Origin of the sequence: Paraburkholderia sp. BL6669N2 (genome assembly GCF_003387275.1) — a bacterium.
In the GTDB taxonomy this organism is placed as follows: domain Bacteria; phylum Pseudomonadota; class Gammaproteobacteria; order Burkholderiales; family Burkholderiaceae; genus Paraburkholderia.
In genome coordinates, this window is sequence record NZ_QUNA01000002.1 from 2,181,729 (window position 1) to 2,195,184 (window position 13,456).

The 13,456-nt window shown below is 63.5% G+C and carries 11 protein-coding genes; 3 read left to right on the forward strand and 8 right to left on the reverse strand.

The genetic code is table 11. The features are described 5' to 3' along the window. Nucleotides 1-72 precede the first annotated feature (72 nt). The 7 genes from B0G80_RS32275 to B0G80_RS32300 form a co-directional block, all read right to left on the reverse strand. A complete protein-coding gene (locus tag B0G80_RS32275) occupies nt 73-1,530 on the reverse strand; it encodes a heavy metal sensor histidine kinase (protein ID WP_116121932.1) in 1,458 nt (485 codons plus the stop codon). Next, nucleotides 1,527-2,213 (reverse strand): heavy metal response regulator transcription factor, encoded by a 687-nt coding sequence (locus B0G80_RS32280; protein WP_064269182.1) that lies wholly within the window; start codon nt 2,211-2,213, stop codon nt 1,527-1,529. The genes B0G80_RS32275 and B0G80_RS32280 overlap by 4 nt, the downstream gene beginning before the upstream one ends. Before the next feature lie 101 nt (nt 2,214-2,314). Continuing rightward, nucleotides 2,315-3,811: an efflux transporter outer membrane subunit gene (locus B0G80_RS32285; protein ID WP_116121933.1), complete on the reverse strand. Its 1,497-nt coding sequence runs from the start codon at nt 3,809-3,811 to the stop codon at nt 2,315-2,317. Further along, nucleotides 3,808-5,031 (reverse strand): efflux RND transporter periplasmic adaptor subunit, encoded by a 1,224-nt coding sequence (locus B0G80_RS32290; protein WP_116121934.1) that lies wholly within the window; start codon nt 5,029-5,031, stop codon nt 3,808-3,810. The genes B0G80_RS32285 and B0G80_RS32290 overlap by 4 nt, the downstream gene beginning before the upstream one ends. 22 nt (nt 5,032-5,053) lie before the next feature. Continuing rightward, on the reverse strand, nt 5,054-8,284 hold the full coding sequence (locus B0G80_RS32295) for an efflux RND transporter permease subunit (protein ID WP_116121935.1): 3,231 nt from the start codon (nt 8,282-8,284) through the stop codon (nt 5,054-5,056). A 45-nt stretch (nt 8,285-8,329) separates the two neighbouring features. Continuing rightward, a complete protein-coding gene (locus B0G80_RS45485) occupies nt 8,330-8,563 on the reverse strand; it encodes a hypothetical protein (protein ID WP_147309948.1) in 234 nt (77 codons plus the stop codon). 42 nt (nt 8,564-8,605) lie between these two features. Further along, a complete protein-coding gene (locus tag B0G80_RS32300; protein WP_012427720.1) occupies nt 8,606-9,040 on the reverse strand; it encodes a VOC family protein in 435 nt (144 codons plus the stop codon). A 144-nt stretch (nt 9,041-9,184) separates the two neighbouring features. Between B0G80_RS32300 and B0G80_RS32305 the strand changes: the two genes are divergently transcribed. The 3 genes from B0G80_RS32305 to B0G80_RS32315 all read left to right on the forward strand — a co-directional run bounded on the left by B0G80_RS32305 (nt 9,185) and on the right by B0G80_RS32315 (nt 11,290). Then, nucleotides 9,185-10,069: a LysR family transcriptional regulator gene (locus B0G80_RS32305; RefSeq protein ID WP_116123800.1), complete on the forward strand. Its 885-nt coding sequence runs from the start codon at nt 9,185-9,187 to the stop codon at nt 10,067-10,069. 165 nt (nt 10,070-10,234) lie between these two features. Then, nucleotides 10,235-10,873, forward strand: a complete 639-nt coding sequence (locus B0G80_RS32310) for a LysE family translocator (RefSeq protein WP_116123801.1) — start codon at nt 10,235-10,237, stop codon at nt 10,871-10,873. Nucleotides 10,874-10,942: 69 nt separating this feature from the next. Further along, nucleotides 10,943-11,290, forward strand: a complete 348-nt coding sequence (locus B0G80_RS32315; RefSeq protein ID WP_106282356.1) for a hypothetical protein — start codon at nt 10,943-10,945, stop codon at nt 11,288-11,290. Nucleotides 11,291-11,339: 49 nt separating this feature from the next. Here B0G80_RS32315 and B0G80_RS32320 read toward each other — a convergent pair whose 3' ends face one another. Further along, nucleotides 11,340-13,052, reverse strand: a complete 1,713-nt coding sequence (locus B0G80_RS32320) for a SulP family inorganic anion transporter (protein WP_116121936.1) — start codon at nt 13,050-13,052, stop codon at nt 11,340-11,342. Nucleotides 13,053-13,456: the final 404 nt, after the last annotated feature.

The following is a 13,456-nucleotide window of genomic DNA, read 5'->3' on the forward strand; positions in this document are numbered from 1 at the left end:
CCGGCTTGCCGGGCGAATGTATCTCGACGAGCCGCGAGACGACCTTCGAACGCCGCTGCGGCATCTGCCGATTCAGGCTGACTTGCTCTTCACCAGTGGCGGATAACCGGTTCCGTCAGCAGCCGCACCCGGATTCGAGCGCGCCGCCGGCACGTCGGCTTCCGTCGGCGAAACCGCCGCGACCGAAAACACAAAGGTGTTGATGCCGTGGGCGCTTTGCGCGGACACGGTGCCGCGATGCATCTCCGCGATCGCTTTCACGATCGCGAGCCCGAGGCCGTGATTTTCGCGGCTATTCGTGCGCGAGACTTCCGCGCGGTAGAAGCGGTCGAACAGATGTTCGAGCACATCCGGCGAGATCGGCTCACCGGGATTGGCCACCGCGACGCGCACCTGACTCTCGTCACTCACGATCGTCACGCTGATCTCGGCGTCCGGCTCGCAATGCTGGATAGCGTTCATCAACAGATTGGTGCACGCGCGGCCGAACAGCGAGCGGTTCACGCGCGCCATGGCGTCGCCGCGCAATTGCGCATGCACCCGCGCTTCTTCGAGCGGTATCTCCAGAAACTCCAGCGTATGCGCGACTTCCGCGGCCAGCGACACGTCGACGAGACCCGTTGCGCGCTCGCCCTGATCGGCGCGGGCGAGAAACAGCATGTCGTTGATGATCGCCCGCATGCGCTCGTATTCTTCGAGATTCGATTGCAACGTGTGACGCAGATCGTCGACCGAGCGATTGCGTGTCAACGCGACTTCCGTCTGGCCGATCAGAATCGTCACCGGCGTGCGCAGTTCGTGGGCCACGTCCGCATTGAACGATTCGAGGCGGCCATACGCGCAGTCGAGCCGTTCTAATGCACCATTGAAGGAGTTGGCCAGGTCGTTCAGTTCGAGCGGCAGCGAGGCCGTATTCAGACGCTGCGAGCGGTTATTCGGACTCACGGCGGAAGCGTCGCGCGTGAGGCGCGTGAGCGGCGCGAGACCGAGCCGCGTGACCGAATAGCTGAGCAGCAACACGCCAAGACTGCCGAGCGCCGACAACGCGGCGAGCGCCGAGCCGAACACGCGCATGGTGCGCACATTGGGCGAATAGCTCGCGGCCACCTGCAATTGCACCGCCGGACGCGCGCCGTAAGCGGGAATCGTCACCGTGGAGGTCAGCATGTCCTGGCCGCCGCCCGCCGGCGTTACGCGCGAATAGCCGCCGGCCCAACTCGTGACCACCGAGCCGCCGACCGGCGTGCCGTAATGGAAATACGGATCGGTGCTCGACACCGCGTATACCGTGCTGCCGTCGTGCGGCGTCATGTCGGTAAGCTTTTCGCGCGCCATGCGCCACTTCTCCGGCGTCACGGCGTGATACACGATGATGCGCGCGATCTGCGTGCGGTCGTCGAGCGACTCGCGCAGATGGTGTTCGAGCTGCGTGCGCAGCACCAGAAAGAGCCCCGTGCCGACCAGCGTGAACACGAACAGCGCGACCAACGCGAACATCAACGCGAGGCGCCGGGCAATCGACCTGTTCATGGCTGCTCCGCCTCTTCACGCACCTCGAGCACGTACCCCATGCCGCGCACGGTATGCAGCAGTTTGGAGGGGAACGGGCCGTCGAGCTTGGCGCGCAATCGCTTGATCGCGGTCTCGACCACGTTGGTATGGCTGTCGAAGTTGACGTCCCAGACGAGTTCGGTAATCGCGGTCTTCGACAGAATGTCGCCTTGCCGGCGCGCCAGCACGCTGAGCAGCTGGAATTCCTTGGCGGTGAGATCGAGGCGCACGCCGTCGCGCGTCGCGCGCCGGCCGATCAGATCGACGAACAGATCGCCGACGGAAATCAGCGTCGACTCCTGCGAGCGCGTGCGGCGCGCGAGCGCATGAAGCCGCTCGACCAGTTCGAGAAACGAAAAGGGTTTGGTGAGGTAGTCGTCGGCGCCTTCGCGCAGGCCGCGCACGCGGTCGTTCACGTGATCGCGCGCGGTGAGCATGATGACCGGCGTGGACTTGCGCATACGCAGCGCCTTCAGCACGCTGAAGCCGTCGCGTTTGGGCAGCATCACGTCGAGGACGATCACGTCGTAATCGAATTCGGTGGCCAGATGCATGCCTTCCTCGCCGTCGAGCGCGACGTCGACGACCCACCCCTGCTCTGTCAAACCGGAGCGCAGGTAGTCCACCACCTTGTGCTCGTCTTCAACAATCAGCAATTTCATGCGCGTCCCCTTGTCTGTGCATTATACGAAACGCCTTGCAATCGTCTTGCGCACCGCCGCGTGCTCCCGCTGCTGCCCCTGCTTCTTCATGATCCGCTAGCTCACCGCGCCGGAGCCATCGCCTCTTTCGTGTCGCTGGGTTGCGCGCCCGCGGGCGTACTCGACATGTCCGTGCCGACATCCCAGCCGCCGCCCAGCGCCTTCACGAGCGAGACCGACAGCGTCATCTGCTGGCCGTGAATTTGCACGTCCTGGCGCTCGCTGGTGAGCAGCGACTGCTGCGCGGTGATCACGTCGAGGTACGCGACGAGACCGCCCGAATAGCGGTCGTTGGCGAGAGCCAGTAGACGCTGCGCATCGGTGACGGCCTCGCTCGACTGCTTCGCCGCGCCATCCAGCACGGACAGTCCGGTGATGCCGTCCTGCACCTGCTGGAACGCGGTGAGCACGGTCTGGCGGTAGTTCGCCTCGGTGGCCTTGTAGCCTTCGCTCGCGAACTTCACGTTGGCCGCGCGGCGGCCGCCGTCGAACAACACCTGGCCGACTGCCGCGCCGAGGGTCCACATCAGCGTCGGCGCGCTCAGCAGACTGGCGAACTGCGTGCTTTCCCAACCGATGCTCGGCGCCAGCGTGAGACTCGGAAAAAATGCCGCCCTGGCGACGCCGATCTGCGCGTTCGCCGCAGCCATCGCGCGCTCCGCCGAGGCGACATCGGGCCGCCGCTGCAACACGTCGCTGGGCACGCCGAGCGGAATCGACGGCACCTGAACCGCGAGCACCTTGGGCTCGATCGAAAACTGCGGCGCGGGCACGCCGACCAACGCGGCGATCGCATGTTCGAACTGCGCCCGCTGATTCAGCAGCAGTTGCGCCTGCACACGTGTCGAGTCGAGCAGCGACTTCTGTTGCAGCACGTCGAGCCCGGACACCGAACCGAGATCATGTTCCGTGGTGACGTAGTCGAGCGCCTTCTGCTGCAGTTTCACCGACCGATTCAGCACGTCGATCTCGGCGTCGAGTTCACGCAGCGAGAAATAGTCGCTGGCGAGATCGGTGGTGAGCACGAGCCGCGCGTTGGCCAGATCGTCCGCCGATTGCTGCGCGGAAGCCGCCGCGCCTTCCACTTCGCGACGTATCCGGCCGAATAGATCGGTGTCGTAGCTGATCGTGGGGCCGAGCTGCACATTGTTTTGCACCGTCGACGTCGTGGGCGTGCCGTAATTCGTTCGTGGACGGTTCTGCGAAATCCGGAAGCGCGATCCCTGCGCCGCGAAATCGACTTCGGGAATCTGCTGTGCGCGGTTATTCGCGAGCGTCGCCCGGGCCTGCTCGTAATGCGCGCTGGCCGCGACCAGCGTCTGATTCTGCGCGAGCGCCTGCGTTTCCAGCGTGGCGAGCGTCGGATCGCTGAACGCGCTCCACCAGTCCGGCGAGATCGGCGCATGAGACGGCACGGCCACGCGCCAGTACGAATCGGTTTGCCAGGTGGGCGGCACCTCGGCCTGCGGCCGCTCGTAATTCGGCCCGACTGTGCACGCGGCCAGCAGCGCCGCGCCTGCCAGCGTCGTCAGCGCACGGCATGTGGCCACGTGCTTCACGATGCCCCCTTGCCGTTGGTTTGCGGCTGCTGGATCTGCACGTGATCGCCGTCCGCGATCGAATCGCTCGGGTTGATGATGATCTTGTCGTTCGCCTCGACGCCGCTTTCGATTTCAAGCGACTGTCCGAGATCCTGCGCGATCACGATCTTGTGCAACTGCACGTTGCCCTTTGCATCGACCACGGCGACGCGCGGGCCTTCGGCACGAAACAGCAAAGCATTGCCGGGCACCGTCAATCGCGCATGCGCCAGGGCCGGCACGGCGACCTGGACGTACGCGCCAGGGCGCAGCTTGTCGTCTGGATTCGGCAAGGTCACTTCGATCTGCAGCGAACGGGTGGGCACGTCGATCGCGCCGGAAATGTGCGTGATCGTTCCGTGGAATTGCTGGCCCGGCAGCTCGGCCTGCGTCACCACCACCTTCTGTCCCGCCGACACGTTTTGCGCGTACGCCTGCGGCAATTGCACATAAACGCGCAGCGGGTCCGACTGCGCGAGCGCGAAGAGCGCGCGGCTCGTGCCGCTGCCCGCGTCGATCAGATCGCCGACATCCACATTGCGTTGCGTGACCACGCCCGCGAACGGCGCGACGATCCGCTTGAACGATTCGAGTTGCTGCAGGCGCTTGACGTTGGCGTCGGCGGCGGCGAGATTGGCGACGTCTTGCGTATAAGTGCTCTGCCGTTCGTCGAGTTCCTGCTGCGAGACCGCATCGCGCTGACGCAATTGCTGCCAGCGGTCCAGCGAGCTCTTCGCGAGGCCGAGGCTCGAACTGGTTTGCTGGCGCTGCGCCAAAGCTTGCGCGAGTTCCTGATCGATTTCCGGCGTATCCAGATCGGCGAGCAATTGGCCCTGCTTCACTCGCGCGCCGATATCGGCGTACCAGTGCAGCAGATAACCGGTGGAGCGCGCAAAGATCGGCGATTCGACGTAGCCGCGCAGCGTGCCTGGCAGCAAGGTATCGCCGCCGCCTTCAGTCTGGGTCGGGCTCACCACGTTCACATACTGCGTGGCGTTCTGCTTCGTGGTCTCCGCCACCGCATGGTTTTGCATGATGTTGGCGATCACGGTGCGCAAGGCCCCGACGGCCAGCAGCGCCAGCACGATCCACACGGCGATTTTGGCGCGCTTCCATTCTTGATGGCGCGGTGGCAAGGCGTGGCCGCCTTCTGTCTCTCGCGCAGGAATCGCTAGCGATGCATGAGTTTTTTCGGTCATCTCAGTCAGCCGTCATTTAACTTTACGCGGGCTTGCCAGCGCCGCCGTGCTCGGGCGCGGGGCCGTCGTCGTGGGAACCCGTGTGATTCGCGCCGCCATCGTCATCGCCGCCGCGGTGGCGGTGCGCGAGGCGGGAGTGAATCGCCGCGAACACCAGCGGCACGAAAAACAGTGTGGACACAGTGGCGAACAGCAAGCCGCCGATCACCGCGCGGCCGAGCGGCGCATTCTGCTCGGCGCCTTCGCCGAGACCAAGCGCCATCGGAATCATGCCGATGATCATCGCGAAAGCCGTCATCAGCACCGGCCTGATCCGGCTTGCGCCGGCTTCGAGCGCGGCGGTCAGCGGCGGCGCGCCGGCGGACAGACGCTGGCGCGCAAACGACACCATCAGAATACTGTTGGCGGTAGCCACGCCCATGGTCATGATCGCGCCGGTCAAGGCCGGCACGCTCAGGTGCGTGCCGGTCAGGAACAGCATCCACACAATGCCCGCCAGCGCCGCGGGCAACGCGCTGACGATGATCAGCGGATCGACCCACGACTGGAAGTTCACGACGATCAGCAGGTACACCAGCACGATCGCCATCGCCACGCCGAGTCCCAGCCCGAAGAACGAACTGCGCATGGTCTGCACCTGGCCGCGCACGGTAATCTGACTGCCGCGCGGCAGCGACGCGCGCACGTTGTCCACCAGCTTGTCGACCTGATTCGCCACGCTCCCCAGGTCGCGCTTCTCGACGCTCACATACAGATCGATCACCGGCCTGATGTTGTAGTGCGTGACTTCGGCGAACTGCGTCTGCGGTGCGACCCGCACCAGGTTGCCGAGCAGTTGCGTCGGGCCGTTGGCCGAACCGGAGACCGGCGTGCGCAACAGTTCGTCGATCGACGACACCTGGTACTGTGGCGTTTGCACCGCGACGTTGTATTCCACGCCGTTGCGGTTGTTGAACCAGAAACCCGGCGATGTTTGCGAACTGCCCGACAACGAAATGAGCACGTTTTGCGCCACATTGCTTGCGCTCAGATTGAGTTGCTGAAGCCGCGTGCGGTCCATCTGAAGATTGATCGCCGGTTCATCCAGCTTCTGCTGTATATGCGTGTCCACTGTGCCGGGAATCATGCGCACCTGTTTCAGCAGCTTGCGCGCAATGTCGAAGTTGCCCTCCTGATTCGCGCCGGAAATCTGCACGTCCACGGCGGCAGGCAAACCGAAGTTGAGAATCTGCGTGACGATGTCGGCCGGCTGAAAGAAAAACTCGACGCCCGGAAAGCGCTGCGGCAGAATCGCGCGCAGTTTGTCCATGTAGATTTGCGTGGGCTTGTGATCTTCATTGAGCGCCACCTGGATCTCGCCGTCGAGCGTGCCGATCGTGCCCGCATTGCTGTACGAAAGATTGATGCCGCTATAGGGCAATCCCAGGTTATCGAGAATCGTGCCGAGTTCTCTCTGCGGCACGACTTCGCGAATCACCTTTTCGACTTCGTCGGCGAGACGCGCGGTTTCCTCGATGCGCGTGCCGGTCGGCGCACGCATATGCAGGCGAATGTCGCCGGCGTCCACGCTCGGGAAGAAGTCTTCGCCGAGCACGAAAATCAGGCCCATCGAGACGACGCAAAAGCCGAGGAACACGCTGCCGAACATGCCGCGACGCACCAGCAAGCTGCTCAGAATCATGATGTAGCCGGCGCGCATGCGCTCGAACCCACGATCGAAGCGGTGATAGAGGCGCATGAACAGACCGGGCTTCGCACCCTGCTTCGGCTTGTGCGCGTGCCCCATCAGCAGCATCGCGAGGGTCGGCACCAGCGTACGCGAGAGAATGTACGACGCCAGCATGGCGAACACCACGGCTTCGGCGAGCGGCACGAATAGATAACGCGCCACCCCGGTCAGGAAGAACATCGGCACGAACACGATACAGATACAGAGCGTGGACACCAGCGCCGGAATCGCAATTTCACCCGCGCCGTCGAGAATCGCGTCGTGCAGATTCGTGCCCATATGCAGATGCCGTTCGATGTTCTCGATCGTCACCGTGGCATCGTCCACCAGGATCCCCACCGCCAGCGCGAGACCGCCGAGCGTCATGATGTTGATGGTCTGCCCGAGCGCATGCAACGCGATCAGCGAGGACAGGATCGACAGCGGAATCGAGATCGCAATAATGCAGGTGCTGCGCCAGTTGCCGAGGAACAGCAGGATCATCGCGGCGGTCAGCGCGGCGGCGACCAGCGCCTCGCGCACCACGCCCTGCACCGCCGCTTTCACGAACACCGACTGATCGAACAACGCAGTGATTTTCAGATCGGGCGGCAATGCCGCTTGTGCGTTCGGCAGCAGCCCTTTCAGCGTATTCACGATGGAGAGCGTCGACGCACTGCCGTTCTTCAGCACCGACATCAGCACGCCGCGATGCCCGTCCTGCCGCACGATATTGGTCTGCGGCGAGAAACCGTCGCGCACATGCGCAACTTCACGCAGATACGTGGTCGCGCCGTTGAGCGTGCGCACCGGAATATCGTTGAGCCCTTCCAGCGTGCTGGGCGAGCCGTTCATGTTGATCGTGTATTCCTTCGGTCCGATCTTCGCCGTGCCGGTCGGCAAGATCAGGTTTTGCGCGTTGAACGCGCTGACCACATCGGAAGGCGTCAGGCCTTTGGCAAGCAGCGCGCGCGTGTTCAGGTCGACCGAGATCAGCCGCGACTTGCCGCCATACGGATACGGCACGGCCGCGCCGGGAATCGTCACGAGTTGCGGGCGCAGAAAGTTCAGCGCCGTATCGTTGAGCGCCTGCTCGGAGAGTTTCGGGCTCGACAGGCCGAGCTGGATTACCGGAATACTGGAAGCCGAATAGCTGATCACGAGCGGCGGCGTGGCGCCCGGCGGCATCTGCTTGAGCTGCGCCTGTTCGACGGCCACCGTTTGCGCGATCGCAGTCTGAATGTTCGCGTTCGGCTGCAGGAACACCTTCAGGATCGTGATGCCCGCGAGCGATTGCGATTCGATGTGCTCGATGTCGTTGACCGTGGTGGTCAAACTGCGCTCGTTGACCGAGGTGATGCGGTTGGCCATGTCTTCGGCCGACAAGCCCGTGTAGGTCCAGATGATACTGACCACCGGAATATTGATTTCCGGCAGCACGTCGACCGGCGTGGTGAACAGCACGAACGGCGTCGCCAGCAAGATCAGAATGGCCATCACGATGAACGTGTAGGGCCGCTTAAGCGCAACGTTGACGATCCACATGAAACGCGCCCGGATGAATGCAGGTAAGGGATGGTGAATCAGCGCTTATGCTAGATCGCTAGCACCAACACCTGCATGGCGCCAAAATGGCGGAATTGTCAGGAAGGCTAACGTAAGGAAAAACGGTGCTTGAACTGCGAGGAGTTTGCCGGCAAGCAAACGTTTGATAAGAGAAGATAGCCGGAATTGAGGTGCCGCTTCAATGCGATGTCGCGCGAGCGCGTCGCGAAACATCGCATGGATTGTCTTGCGCGAAGCAAATACTTCACGCGCATTCAAAGCCTGGTCGATCCTCGACCCTTTGCCACGCCGCTACCGGCGTTACTTCGCAAACAACGCCGACATATCCGCGAACGCCTTGAATTCCAGCGCATTGCCCGACGGGTCGAGGAAGAACATGGTCGCCTGTTCGCCCACTTCGCCCTTGAAACGCACATGCGGCTCGATGATGAAGTCGATGCCGGCCGCTTGCAGCTTGTCCGCCGCGGCCTGCCATTGCGCCATCGAGAGCACCGCGCCGAAGTGGCGGACCGGCACGGCATCGCCGTCGACCTTGCTGGTATGACGATGACCGATTTCCTCCGGCGCGAGATGCGCGACGATCTGATGGCCATAGAAATTGAAATCGACCCACGCGTCCGAGCTGCGCCCTTCCGGGCAGCCCAACAGCTCGCCGTAAAACTCGCGCGCGGCGGCAAGGCTATGAACAGGGAACGCCAGATGGAACGGCGGCAAGACGGTATCGGCAACGCTCATGATGGGGAACTCACTGATTGGAATTGGGTTGAACGTGCGGGCCTTTTGAAAACCTCACGCGTGAAGCAAAGTTTAACCATGACTAAAAATGTTGAAAAACGATATATATTTGATCTGACTATCACCAAATTCGATCAATCGAAAATGCTAAGCGAACTCAAGACTTTCATTGCAGTCAGCCAGTACGGCACGTTTTCGGGCGCCGGCGCGCGCATCGGCCTGACGCAATCCGCCGTGAGCGCGCAAATGCAACGGCTTGAAGAAGAACTCGGCTTCGCGCTCTTCGACCGCACCGGCCGCTCCGCCACACTCAACGACGCCGGCCGCGAAACGCTCACGCTCGCGGAGGAAATGATGACGCTCTACGCGCAGCTTTCCGAACGTGGCGCGGTCGCGGCGGAAAGCGGCATGCTGCGGGTGGGCGCCATTGCATCCGCGCAAGTGTCGCTTCTCGCCGACGCACTCGCGCGCTTTCGCGACGACCGTCCCGGCTGGCGCATTCGGGTCGTGCCCGGCGTGTCGCTTGGCTTGCTGGGGCAAGTGGACTCCGGCGAACTGGACCTGGCCGTCATCATCAAACCGCCCTTCGCGCTGCCGTCCGAACTCGAATGGCGCACGCTCGTCACCGAACCGTTCGTGCTGCTCGTGCCCAAGGCGCTCGTGCGCGGCAAGGGCGCGCCGCGGTCCTGGCGCGACCTGCTGCGCAGCGAACCGTTTATCCGCTACGACCGCGGCTCGTTCGGCGGCAGGCTGGTCGACCGGTTTCTGCGGCGCTCGCGGGTCAATGTGCGCGACGTGATCGAACTGGACGAGCTGCAAGGCATCGTGCAACTGGTCGCGCGCGGCATCGGCGTGGCGCTGCTTCCGAATAGCGCGGGGCTCGGCAAATGGCCGGCCGGCGTCGTGGCGCTCGAACTCGGCGAGGCGACGTTTCAGCGGGAAATCGGCCTCGTGCAGCGTCCGCGGCATAGCCGCCAGGCGGTGGCGGGCGCGCTCGCGGATTGCATCGGCATGGCAGCCGGTGCGTGAGCCCAAGCCGCCGCGTCCGCGCGATTGTGCTGTTGCTGGAGCAACGAACTGTATCTGTGAGATTCTTCCGCCCACGCGCAAAAATCTGCGTTCGCGCGACGACTCGCGCTCTTTACCCGTGTGCGCTGCGAGCCGCACGCCCTGCCCGCCGCCAAGGTCCAGCCGATGATCGCCAGCAGCTTCCTCACCGCCGATGTCCTGATCGCCTACAGCGCCTACTTCGTCGGTACGGCGAGCCCCGGGCCGAGCAATCTCGCGATCATGTCGCTGGCGATGAGCGCGGGCCGCCGTTCCGCGCTCACCTTCGCGCTCGGCGTGGTGTCGGGTTCGTACTTCTGGGCGCTGCTGGCGTCACTGGGTTTGTCGGCCGTACTCGCCACTTATTCGGAATGTCTGGTGGCGATCAAGATTGCCGGCGGTCTGTATCTGCTGTGGCTCGGCTTCAAATCCGCGCGCTCCGCGTTCCGTCCCAAGGCGTTGCCCACGGGCACGGCGCGTGACAACGAACCACTCAAGCGCCTCTATCTGCGCGGCCTGCTGCTGCATCTCACCAATCCGAAAGCGATTCTGGTGTGGCTCTCGATCGTCTCGCTGGCCATGTCGCCGGCCGGCGGCACCTCGCATGCCACGCCGGTGGTGCTCGGCTGCATGTGCATCGGCATGTCGGTGTTCAGCAGCTACGCGGTGCTGTTTTCGACCGCTTCCGCACGGCGCATCTACGCGTCGATCCGGCGCTGGCTGGACGGCTCGCTCGCCATCATGTTCGGCATTGCCGGCATCAAGCTGCTGACTTCGAAAAGCTGAGCGCGTCCGGAGGCGCCTGCCGCTCTGCGATACTGTCGCCGTGACAATTGAAGCGGATAGACGAATACGATGAGCGGCGGTAACGAAGTGAATCCGGCAGCGCAGCGCTCGCCATGGCGCAAGCGGCTCTACCTCGCGGGCATCACGGCATTCGTGGCCGGTGTGATTCTGGCCGTGATCATCTATGCGACCACGCCGCCGCCGGACAGCGCCGTCTCCATGTATAGCGTGGCCGATCCGCGCTATCAGATCGAACTGCAGCGTATTGGCGGCAATGCGGCGGTGCTGATGGCGCAGCTTCATCAGTGGTTCGACGGACTGTGGCACGGCACGGCGCTCGCTTATACCGTCGCGGTGTTGGGCGCTGTTATCGCGGGCGTATGTTTCTTCATCGGCTATTTCTTCGCTGACGAATAACCGCGGCGCCGGAAGCTGCGCATCGCGCTGCCCTCGCGCAATCCCGCGCTTACGTGGCCTCTTTCACATGCCGGTCGGGTTTCTCCACACCGGCCGTGCGCAGCGCTTCGTGCAAGGTGTTGAAAATGCAACCTTCCTCGACGATCGGCGTGATGCCGTGCCGGTCCATGTCCGACCGCAAATAGCGGTTCACGCGCGCGAACAATACCTCGATGCCCTGGCTTTTCAATGTCTGGCACAACTCGCCAATCGAGCGTGAGGCCGAATAGTCGATGTCGGTGATCGCGCTTGCGTCGATCACGAAGCAGCGCACCTTGCTCGGCGCAAGGTCGATCAGGCGCCGGGTATCGTCGACGAAAAAGTGGTCGTTCGCGTAAAACAGATCGGCGCCGAAGCGGTAGACGATCAGGCCCGGCGCGGTCTGGACGCCGGGCACGGCGGGCACCGGCACCCAGACGCCGTCGTCGTTGGGGGCGAGAATCATCGTGTGCGGACGGTAGCTGTGGCGCACGTGACGCAGCAGCGAGAGCGCCACCGCCACCAGAATGCCGTGCTCGACGCCAATCAGCACCACGGCCGCCGCGGTGAACACGGCCAGCGCGAATTCGCCAGGGCTCTCCCGGCGAATCGCAAACAAGGTCTTCAGATTGATCAAGCCGATGGCGATCGTGAACACGATGCTGGCGAGAATGCAGTGCGGCAGATACTGCAAATAGCGGCTGAAAAACAGCAGCACCGCCACCACCACGGCCGCGAAGACCAACTGCGCGAACTGGCTGCGCGTGCCGGCGAGATCGGCCATGGCGGTTTGCGTCGGACTGCCGTTCACCACGAAGGCGCCTGAAAACGCCGCCGCCGCGTTGGCCACGGCGATGCCGAGCAAGTCGGCGTTGGTATCGACCGGTTCGCGGTGACGCTCGGCGAACACGCGGCTCGCGGCGGCGCTCTGCGCGACGATCATCACGAAGCAGGACGCCGCCACGGGCAGCAGATCGAGCATCTGCTGCCATGTCACCGACGGTACGCGCAGTGGCGGCAAGCCGCCCGCCACCGGGCCAAGCACGGCAATGCCGTGGACCGGAAAGCGATACATGTCGCTCGCCGCAATACCCGCCACGACGGCGATCAACGGCACCGGCACGCGTGGCAGAAAGCGTTTGCACGTCAGAATGGCGACGACCACCAGCAGCGAAATGGCGAGCGTCGGCCGATGGATCTGGCTAACTTCGCGCACCACCAGCATGAGCTGATCGACGCTGCGCGCGGCATGTCCGGGCAAGCCGAGCATGTCGCCGAGCATCGCAATGCCGACCTGTACGCCGACGCCTGCAAGGAAGCCGACCAGCACGGTGCGCGACAGAAAATCGGCGAGAAAGCCCAGTTTGAAAATCCGCGCGATAAACAGCAAGGCAGCGGTAAGCAAGGCGACCATCGCGGCGAGCGCGGCATATTCCGCGCTGGAGGCCGGCGCCATGGTGGAAAGCCGGCTTGCGAAGATGGTGGCGGTCGCGGAGTCCGCGGCGACGACCAGATGCCGCGAGGCGCCGAAAAACGCAAAGGCGATCAGCGGCAGAAAGACCGTGTACAAGCCCGTCACGGCCGGCATGCCGGCAATACGCGCGTAGCCGAGCACTTGCGGAATATCCATCGACGCAAGCTGCACACCGGCCAACGCGTCGCGCGCCGCCGCGGCGCGGTTCAGAGGAAGGACGCCCTTCAGCACGCTGGCGCGTGCCGCAACAGTCGCCAGAAAATCTCGCATACGCGATACCGCCCTAATCCAGGTTATCGCGCATCGTGCCGCGACTCGGCACTCAAAGGCAAGACCTGTAGCGAGGTCGCCTCAAGAAAGAGAACACGCAGTACGCGCCCGATTGGCGCTGCGGACATCACCCGGCTGACCGACTTACCGCCTGAATTGTCCCGTAGCCGGATGCACGTGCCGCGCGAAACCGAGCAACGCGGCAATGCAGATCGGACAGGCAATGAAGAACACGGCCAACATCTCGCACCCCGTAACGTCTTGTTCCCGCGAGTTTACGCGATCGGCATGCGAACTGAATGGGGGAAAACAGCAAATGACTGTGTCGGCAATTACAACAGTCTCGCGCGAGTCCGCAGTCGTTTCATGGCCACTTTTTATGCTCGAGGCGGTCTCCCCGTATA

Excerpts from the sequence above, each read along its gene's own strand:
- B0G80_RS32295 (WP_116121935.1), bottom strand. The coding sequence starts at position 8,284 with ATGTGGATCGTCAACGTTGCGCTTAAGCGGCCCTACACGTTCATCGTG.
- B0G80_RS32275 (WP_116121932.1), bottom strand. The coding sequence starts at position 1,530 with ATGAACAGGTCGATTGCCCGGCGCCTCGCGTTGATGTTCGCGTTGGTC.
- B0G80_RS32290 (WP_116121934.1), bottom strand. The coding sequence starts at position 5,031 with ATGACCGAAAAAACTCATGCATCGCTAGCGATTCCTGCGCGAGAGACA.
- B0G80_RS32310 (WP_116123801.1), top strand. The coding sequence starts at position 10,235 with ATGATCGCCAGCAGCTTCCTCACCGCCGATGTCCTGATCGCCTACAGC.
- B0G80_RS32300 (WP_012427720.1), bottom strand. The coding sequence starts at position 9,040 with ATGAGCGTTGCCGATACCGTCTTGCCGCCGTTCCATCTGGCGTTCCCT.
- B0G80_RS32305 (WP_116123800.1), top strand. The coding sequence starts at position 9,185 with ATGCTAAGCGAACTCAAGACTTTCATTGCAGTCAGCCAGTACGGCACG.
- B0G80_RS32320 (WP_116121936.1), bottom strand. The coding sequence starts at position 13,052 with ATGCGAGATTTTCTGGCGACTGTTGCGGCACGCGCCAGCGTGCTGAAG.
- B0G80_RS32315 (WP_106282356.1), top strand. The coding sequence starts at position 10,943 with ATGAGCGGCGGTAACGAAGTGAATCCGGCAGCGCAGCGCTCGCCATGG.
- B0G80_RS32280 (WP_064269182.1), bottom strand. The coding sequence starts at position 2,213 with ATGAAATTGCTGATTGTTGAAGACGAGCACAAGGTGGTGGACTACCTG.